This window comes from Yoonia sp. (assembly GCF_046498525.1).
In the GTDB taxonomy this organism is placed as follows: Bacteria; Pseudomonadota; Alphaproteobacteria; order Rhodobacterales; family Rhodobacteraceae; genus Yoonia.
Genome location: NZ_JAWOAN010000243.1, coordinates 1 through 7,947 on the forward strand (window position 1 = coordinate 1; position 7,947 = coordinate 7,947).

General features: G+C 57.6%; 7 protein-coding genes and 2 pseudogenes. 4 read left to right on the top strand and 5 right to left on the bottom strand.

Going from position 1 to position 7,947, the window contains the following annotated elements:
* Both R6T97_RS14635 and R6T97_RS14640 read right to left on the bottom strand, forming a co-directional pair.
* Positions 1-182 (bottom strand): annotated as a pseudogene (locus tag R6T97_RS14635) (polyketide cyclase); the annotation flags it as partial.
* A 140-nt stretch (positions 183-322) separates the two neighbouring features.
* A complete protein-coding gene (locus tag R6T97_RS14640; RefSeq protein ID WP_410350029.1) occupies positions 323-1,369 on the bottom strand; it encodes an ABC transporter ATP-binding protein in 1,047 nt (348 codons plus the stop codon).
* A 232-nt stretch (positions 1,370-1,601) separates the two neighbouring features.
* On the opposite strand from R6T97_RS14640, the gene R6T97_RS14645 reads away from it, so the two are divergent.
* From R6T97_RS14645 to R6T97_RS14660, 4 genes are all read left to right on the top strand, one after another.
* Positions 1,602-2,831 (top strand): ABC transporter substrate-binding protein, encoded by a 1,230-nt coding sequence (locus tag R6T97_RS14645; protein ID WP_410350030.1) that lies wholly within the window; start codon positions 1,602-1,604, stop codon positions 2,829-2,831.
* Between the two features lie 61 nt (positions 2,832-2,892).
* On the top strand, positions 2,893-3,918 hold the full coding sequence (locus tag R6T97_RS14650) for a carbohydrate ABC transporter permease (protein WP_410350031.1): 1,026 nt from the start codon (positions 2,893-2,895) through the stop codon (positions 3,916-3,918).
* A 4-nt stretch (positions 3,919-3,922) separates the two neighbouring features.
* Positions 3,923-4,801: a carbohydrate ABC transporter permease gene (locus R6T97_RS14655; protein WP_410350032.1), complete on the top strand. Its 879-nt coding sequence runs from the start codon at positions 3,923-3,925 to the stop codon at positions 4,799-4,801.
* 5 nt (positions 4,802-4,806) lie between these two features.
* Positions 4,807-5,799, top strand: a complete 993-nt coding sequence (locus R6T97_RS14660) for a nuclear transport factor 2 family protein (RefSeq protein ID WP_410350033.1) — start codon at positions 4,807-4,809, stop codon at positions 5,797-5,799.
* 29 nt (positions 5,800-5,828) lie between these two features.
* Here the strand turns inward: R6T97_RS14660 and R6T97_RS14665 are convergent, their stop codons facing one another.
* The 3 genes and pseudogenes from R6T97_RS14665 to R6T97_RS14675 form a co-directional block, all read right to left on the bottom strand.
* Complete coding sequence (locus R6T97_RS14665) at positions 5,829-7,034, bottom strand: MFS transporter (RefSeq protein ID WP_410350034.1); 1,206 nt, start codon at positions 7,032-7,034, stop codon at positions 5,829-5,831.
* Between the two features lie 77 nt (positions 7,035-7,111).
* Positions 7,112-7,696 (bottom strand): GNAT family N-acetyltransferase, encoded by a 585-nt coding sequence (locus tag R6T97_RS14670; protein ID WP_410350035.1) that lies wholly within the window; start codon positions 7,694-7,696, stop codon positions 7,112-7,114.
* A pseudogene (locus R6T97_RS14675) lies at positions 7,696-7,947 on the bottom strand (insulinase family protein); the annotation flags it as partial. The gene R6T97_RS14670 and the pseudogene R6T97_RS14675, both read right to left, overlap by 1 nt.

The window sequence follows — 7,947 nt, forward strand, 5'->3', positions numbered from 1 at the left end:
AGCGGCCATTGCCAGTTGCGTTGGAACTCTTTCACGCCGTTCTTGGTGCCGCAGCCCTGATTGCCGCGCCATTTGAAGCCTTCGGTGAAGTATTGCGTCATGTCCATTTCGTTGGCCGCAAGGCCCGCCTCCATGGCTTTGACGGCATCGAGAGAAGCTTGGGATCTTGCGTCGCGGGTCATGTTGCGTCCTTTGTAATGACAAGGATGACCAGGACACCGGCCACCCAGAGGTTGTGCACGGGGCTCTTGCTGGAGCGGTGCATGTTTGACGGCCCTGCGCCGATCACGGCGACATCATATCCTTCTCCGTGCAGCATCTGTCAGATACGCTCGCCGGTTGTCGTGTCGAACATGTGGCAAATTTCGGCGGGGATAGTTGCATGGACGGCCTCGCCGATTTCGACGCGGTAGTCCTTGCCGGACTTCACCGATACGATTGCCCCGCCAACCCGCATAGTGACCATGGTGGCTTCGCCCAGAAGTTCAAGGGAATAGACCGTCGATCCGATCTGACCCGCCCCGGTTGCCACGCTTGCATCTTCTGCGCGAAAGCCAAGCGTGACAGGCCCGGAGTGTATAGTGGACAGGCCGGGAATGGTGATGTTCTTTGCGCTAAACGTGCCGTCGGTGATTTCACCGTCAACAAGGTTCATCGCGGGCGATCCGATGAAACCAGCCACAAAGGTGTTGGCGGGGTTGTCATAAATCTCGGTCGGGGTGCCGACCTGCTGCACGATGCCTTTGTTCATCACCACGACCCGGTCGGCGAGGGTCATCGCTTCGATCTGGTCGTGGGTGACGTAGACGGTCGTGACCTTCAACTCGTGGCTGAGGTTCTTGATCTGGGCGCGGGTCGAAACGCGCAATTTGGCGTCGAGGTTCGAAAGCGGCTCATCCATCAAGAATACATTGGGTTCACGCACGATGGCACGGGCCAAGGCGACGCGCTGGCGCTGACCGCCCGAAAGTTCGGCCGGTTTGCGGTGCAGAAATTCGTCGAGTTCCACCATAGCCGAGGCGCGCATCACACGTTCGTTGTGTTCGGCCTGCGGCACGCCGCGCACTTTCAAGGGAAAGCGGATGTTGTCATAGACGTTCAGATTGGGATAGAGCGCGTAGCTTTGGAACACCATCGCCACGTCCCTGTCTTTGGGATCAAGGTCGTTGATCCGCTTGCCGTCGACGATGATATCGCCCTCGGTCACGTCCTCAAGCCCAGCGATCATGCGCATGGTCGTGGTCTTGCCGCACCCCGAAGGCCCGAGCAGCACAAGGAATTCCTGATCCGCGATCGTGAGGTCGAAACTTTGGACACCCACAAAAGAGCCCCATCGCTTGGACACATTGCGCAGTTGTATCTCAGCCATGGCTTTCCCTCTTGCATACGTTTGCAAAAACCTTCGCCCGATTCCTGATTTCTGACAAGAGCAAATCCGGAAGAGGTAGGTTTCTTTTCAATCCAGCCTTAAAATGCTTGCGTGGATGCGGTCTTTGCAGGTTAACTTGCAAACGTATGCAAAGCCAAGCACGATTCGCGTGCGGCCAAAATTTATCCGGCAATGTCCGGGACCAAAAGAACAACTGGGAGGTTCTTATCAAATGAAAACCTGGAAAAATGCCATGCTGGGAACGGCTGTTGCGGCTTTGACTGCGACGGGCGCTTACGCATGTGAGGCGGACGGTCGTGTCAGCATCATCGGCAACGAATTCCCCGCGATCCAAACAGTCGCGGCCGCCGCCGGTGAATGTGCGAACATCGACTACAGCGCGAACCTGACGGCCGATCACCAATCACTGAACGTGGCCGGCATGTCTGGCAATCCGGCTGAATATACCACTGCGATTGTCGCCAACTCCTCTATCGTGGCGCTGATCAACGAAGGCGTGATCCGCCCGCTGGATGCATTGGTCGCGGAGTACGGTGGGGATATCGCGCCGTCGCAGCTGATTACGGTCGACGGTCAGATCATGGCCGTCGCTTTCATGGCCAACGCGCAGCACCTTGTCTACCGCGCAGACGTGCTTGAGCAGGTCGGGCTGGATATTCCGACATCATACGAGGAAATGCTTGCCGCCGCCGAAGCGATCCGTGCTGCCGGCATCATGGAAAATCCTTTGGGTGGCGCATATGCCGCCGGGTGGAACCTCGCGCAGGAATTTACCAACATGTATATCGGAACGGGCGGTGCATTCTTTGTCCCCGGCACCGCCGAGATCAGCATCAACAACGCACAGGGTGTCGAAGCCTTGGAAATGATGAAGGCGCTGACCGCGTATATGAACCCCGACTATCTGACGCATGACAGCAACGCGACATCCGCCGAGTGGGAAGCGGGCAATGTGGCGCTTATGAACATGTGGGGAAGCCGTACAGGCGTTCTGATGGACGCAGAAGGATCAGAGCCTGCAGTTTACGAAAACACGATGGTGTCAGGTCCGCTGACCGTTGGTGACAGCGGCACGCCGGCCACAACGCTGTGGTGGGACGGTTGGACGGTGGCTGCGAACATCAGTGACGCGGACGCAGCCGCGACATTCAAGGCGATGGCTGCGGGCGTAAGCCCTGCCATCCTGAACGATGAAACGATGGGACAGGCGGTCTGGCTAATGGAAGGGTACACCCCCGCACCCGTCAACGAAGGTGTCCTAGCCTCGGTTGCGGCAGGCTCCAAGCCTTACCCGATGCGCCCTTTCCAGGGACTGCTGCACACCGCACTGGGTGACAACATTGCCGACTTCCTGCAGGGCAACGAAAGTGCTGAGCAGACACTGGCAGACATCGAAGCGGCCTATACGGCTGCCGCGACTGAAAAAGGCTTCCTTCAGTAAGCAATGAACACATCGGGAAGGCGTACCGCGCCTTCCCGCACGATATTTCGGGGCAAAGCACATGAAACACGCATCCTTCTTTTGGTTTGTCCTGCCATCTTCGATCATGATGCTGTTGTTTATTGCCTTTCCCATCGTATCGGTGGTGACGCAGTCGCTTTATAAGGCCCATGATCAAGTCATCATCGAGGTCGAAAACTGTGGCCCCTTTGGCTGCACGACCGATACATCCGTCGATCCCGAAGCGACCGCCGCCCTGCGCGAGGCCGAACCCTTGGGCAAGTGGGCCGGTCTGGACATCTACAAGGACCGCAATCACCTTGCCTTTGACGAAGTCGGCGAAGCCTGGGCCAGTTCCGTAAGTATCCGCGATTTTGCAGGCTCGCTGATGAACCTGCCGTTTTACGACGCGTTGGCCTTTACGCTGACCTACACCGCGATCGTCACGCCGCTGACGATTGTGCTGGGCTTTTTCATTGCCATCGGCGTCAATGCCGTGGCCCGGTCGATGCGTGGCCCGACGATCTTTTTCTCGCTTTTGCCGATGATCGTCACGCCGCTGGTCGGCGCGTTGATCCTGTTCTGGATGGTGGATGCCCGCGGTATTCTGGGGTCTGCCCTGCAATGGCTGGCGGATGATCCCAATCTGTCAGTCAAGGCCTCTACCCCGCTGATGTGGATCATGCTGATGGTCTACGGCGTCTGGTCGTCCGCGCCCTTTGCATTCATCGTGTATTACGCTGGCCTGCAAACCGTGAATACCGACACCTTGGAGGCCGCCATGATTGACGGGGCGACCCGTGCCCAGCGCATCCGCTATGTGGTGATCCCGCATCTGGTGCCGCTGACGACATTTATCGCGCTGATCCAGCTGATGGATAATTTCCGCGTCTTCGAGCCCATCATCTCGTTTCAGGCGCAGGCACATGCGCGTTCGCTGTCCATTGCGATCTTCACGGATCTTGGTGGTGAAACGCGCCTGTTGTCCTCGGCGGCCGCGACATCTGTGATCACGATCATCGGAGTTGCGATCCTGCTTTCGCCTGTCCTTGTGCGCACGTGGCGCGATTTCGGCGCCCCGAGGTAGACCCATGTCAAAAGCAACCCGCCTTTCCCCTTCCGTCCAGATCTTTGCCTATGGCTTTCTAGGTCTCTGGCTCATCATGGCGGCCTTTCCTTTCTTGTGGACCCTCTGGGGGTCGTTCAAGGTCGAGGGTGATTTCTTTTCCAAGGCTGACTGGGCCAATTCCATCTTCGGGACCCTGACACAGGTTGAAACCGGAGGCAGCTTTACCGGTGGTGGCTATTACGGTGCATGGGTTCAGGAAGAGTTCTGGCGCGCGGCCTTGAATACCGTGATCGTCTGCGTTTGCGTGGTCACGATTTCGCTGACATGCGGGACCTTGGGCGGATATGCCCTGTCGCGTTCCACCTACCGCTATGCGTTCTGGTTCCTGCTATTTGCGCTGATGTTCCGTGCGATGCCGCCGATTACATTGGTTTCGGGCTATCTGCTGCCGTTCTTTGAGTGGAACCTCTGGGGACATCTGAGCACGACGATCATCGTGTTGGTGGCGATCAACCAGCCGTTCACGCTGTGGATGCTGCATGCGTTTTTCAAGAACATTCCCAAGGACCTGGACGAAAGCGCCATGGTTGACGGCTGCACACGGTTTCAGGCCTTCCGCCATGTGATTATTCCGGTCATGTGGCCGGGCGTGATCACTACGGGGCTGTTCAGCTTTCTGCTGGCATATAACGATTTTGCAGTGACATCGATGTTGCTGAGCAAGGAAAACCAGACGATGGTGCCCAAACTGGCAAGTTTCCTTGGCACGACCCAGACCAAGGGCAATGTCATGTTCGCCGTTGCCGCGGTCGTGTCGGTGACCGCGCCGCTTTTCGTGATGATTATATTTTTCCAGAAACAGATCGTATCTGGCCTGACCGCCGGTGCCGTGAAAGGCTAGCCTACATGAGTTTCCAAGCCGAAAAAGCGCTGGTCCGCGCCCATTATGATGCCTTGGCCAAGGCGACCCCCGACACGGTCGCGGACGTCCTTGCAGAACGCACAAGCGCCGACTGGCATTGGCGCGGGATGCATCCGTTTTATGAACAGGTGGGCGCAAAGGCTGTGGCCGAAAGCTTTTGGTCACCGTTCCTGACAGCCATGACCAAGGTGCAGCGGCGGCAGGATATCTTCATTGCGGGGCGCAACGAAATTGATGGCTTTCAATCTGTCTGGGTCATCTCGATGGGGCATCTGATGGGGCTTTTCGATCTTCCGTTTCTGGGGATCAAGCCGCACCGGCGCATCGCCATGTTACGCTATGCGGAATTCAACAGGGTCGTGGATGGCCGGATTGTCGAGACCGCCTTGTTCTGTGATCTGATCCATCTGATGAACCAAGCCGGACAATACCCCCTGCCCCCGCAAACGGGCATCCATCTGGTGCAGCCCGGGCCTGCCACACATGACGGGTTGCTGTTCGCGGATACCGATCCGGCGGAAGGACAAAAGACACTTGCGGTGATCAACGACATGATCGGCGATATCAACGCGCAGGAACGCTATAGCACCCCGCAAGAGGAACTGGCGCGCTGCTGGCATGACGACATGATCTGGTGGGGGCCCGACGGGATCGGGGCCACCTACACGATTGATCGCTATGTGGAACAACACCAGCAACCGTTCCGGCAGCAGATCAAGGACCGGATTTATAACGGTCATGTCTGTCGGCTGGCGGAAGGGAACTTTGGCGGGTTCTTTGGCTGGGCAAACCTGACTGTCACCAATGGTGGTGGTTATCTTGGCTTGCCTGCCGGTGCGCCCTCGGAAATGCGTATTGTCGATATGTACCGGCGCGACGGCGACAAGCTTGCAGAGAACTGGATTTTTATCGACATGTTGCATTTCCTGCATCTGCAGGGTTTGGATGTGCTTGAGCGGATGAAGGCTATTTCGTAGCGTCGTTGCCTGACGGGGCAAGCGAAGGCTCAGCGCGGTTTGAGAGTCTTGAGGCGCAGGATCAACGGGACGATTGCGACCACCAAGACTGCTCCCAACAGGAATGGCGCGCCGGGTAGGTAAATGCCGCCCACGTTGACGAACCTCTCGAAAACACCGGTCAGAACCAGTGGGGAGATGACGGCTGCGATCGAGGCTAACGATGCGATGACGCCCTGCACGAGGCCTTGCTGGTCTTCCTCGGCGCAATTGGCCGCATAGGCAGTCAACAAGGGCGGCGCCATGTCAGAGAATGCGGCGAACGGCAGGAATATGACAACAGCCCAGATTGCGCCCGTGAACCCGAAACCGACCATCCCGATGACCGCAGCAGCCGCGGCAATGACCAGTGTTCTGAAATCTCCAAAGCGTTTCGTCATTTGCGGCAACACCCCTGCCTGCACCACCGCGATCAGAACACCGTAGGCCGATAACGTCAGGCCGATGGTGAAGCCGTTCCAGCCAAACACCTCGCGACCCCAAAAGGCCCAGAGCGTCGGATAGACCATATTTGCGAACTCGAAAACGAAAATGCAGATCAGGGGGATCGCCAACCCCGGTATCAGAAACGCGCGTTTGATCGTGCTGAACGGGTTAAGGTCACGCCTGCCGAAGGGGCGGCGATTTTCGTCTTTCAGGGATTCGGGCAGTATGAAAAAACCAAAAGCGACATTCAGCGCGGAAAGACCTGCCGCGATCCAGAACGGTGCCGTGATGTGCCAGCCCGAGGCGATGCCGCCCAAGGCAGGCCCCAGCACGAAACCGATCCCGAAGGCAGCACCGATCATACCAAAGGCTGCCCCGCGTTCTGCGGGTTTGGCGATATCCGCAATATAGGCGGATGCCGTGATGTAGGTTGCGCCTGCCATACCCGCGATGATCCGCCCCATGAGCAACAGCCAGTAGGTTTCAGCGATCGCCATGATCACATAGTCGATTGTCAAGGTCACCAAGGCCGCGATCAGGACCGGCCTGCGCCCGTATGCGTCGGAGAGGCTGCCGATGATCGGACCAAAGAGGAACATGGCCGCCGCGTAGGCCGACATCATGACACCGCCCCAAAACGCACCTTCCGCCGTGCTGCTTGCACCAACACGGTCCATCAGATCTGGCATGATCGGAAACACGATTCCGATGCCGATTGCGTCGATTAAAAGCGTCGCAAGAATGAAAAGAAAAGGGCCGTTAAACTTCATCCGGACACACGACACTTACCAGACAAATAATACAAGTCTAAATTGCATAGGCGTATTTATTGTGCCTTTGGACAGACTTAACCGACGTCGGTTTTCCCGCGCCGGTCACGGCGTAAATTTGCGTAAAGAACGTGGTTCCGCCAGCGGCCATTGATTTGCAGATAGCTTTGGGCGACGCCTTCGTATTTATAACCGCACTGTTCAAGCAAGCGGCGTGAGGCGTTGTTTTCAGGCAGGCATCCGGCCTCGATCCGGCTGAGGTCCATCACGGTGAAGGCATGGTGCACGACCGCCTCGATCGCCTCGCGCATGTAGCCTTGCCGGGCAAAGGGCTCTCCGATCCAATATCCCGTGATCCCGGATTGGGACGGTCCACGCTTGATGTGATCAAGCGTGATCGCCCCCAGCAGCCCGTTGTCATCGCGTCGGACCAGAAACAGCGGCATGGCCGTTCCGTTTGATATGGATCGCTGCGCCCAGTAAACGCGGTTGGTAAAAGCCTTGCGCGACAGATGATCTGACGCCCATGTGGGTTCCCAGGGCTTCAGAAAGCTTTCGCTATCGCGCCGCAAGGCCGTCCATGCACGAAAATCACTGTGGATTGGCGGGCGGAGCGTCAACCGCTCGGTTTCGATCAGGACCTTTTTCCTGGCCCCGAGCATTAGGCAGCCAACCGCGCTTTCAAAGCGTCAAGCGATGGCGCTGCTTCGGCCGGACCGTAAAGTGCCAGTGCGGTACCCGCCTGCCCCGCCATCTGTCCGGCAAAATCTTTCACATCACCTGTGGTCACATCATCGATATGTGCGATTGTTTCCTCGATGCTCGGGATGCGCCCCCAGATCGACAAGAGCCGTGCAAGGCGTTCGGCGCGGTTGGAAGGGCTTTCAAGCCCCATCAAGAGCCCCGCTTTCAT

Bases quoted from the DNA above. Each gene is read 5' to 3' on its own strand.
- R6T97_RS14640 (WP_410350029.1), bottom strand. From the start codon at position 1,369: ATGGCTGAGATACAACTGCGCAATGTGTCCAAGCGATGGGGCTCTTTT.
- R6T97_RS14645 (WP_410350030.1), top strand. From the start codon at position 1,602: ATGAAAACCTGGAAAAATGCCATGCTGGGAACGGCTGTTGCGGCTTTG.
- R6T97_RS14650 (WP_410350031.1), top strand. From the start codon at position 2,893: ATGAAACACGCATCCTTCTTTTGGTTTGTCCTGCCATCTTCGATCATG.
- R6T97_RS14655 (WP_410350032.1), top strand. From the start codon at position 3,923: ATGTCAAAAGCAACCCGCCTTTCCCCTTCCGTCCAGATCTTTGCCTAT.
- R6T97_RS14660 (WP_410350033.1), top strand. From the start codon at position 4,807: ATGAGTTTCCAAGCCGAAAAAGCGCTGGTCCGCGCCCATTATGATGCC.
- R6T97_RS14665 (WP_410350034.1), bottom strand. From the start codon at position 7,034: ATGAAGTTTAACGGCCCTTTTCTTTTCATTCTTGCGACGCTTTTAATC.
- R6T97_RS14670 (WP_410350035.1), bottom strand. From the start codon at position 7,696: ATGCTCGGGGCCAGGAAAAAGGTCCTGATCGAAACCGAGCGGTTGACG.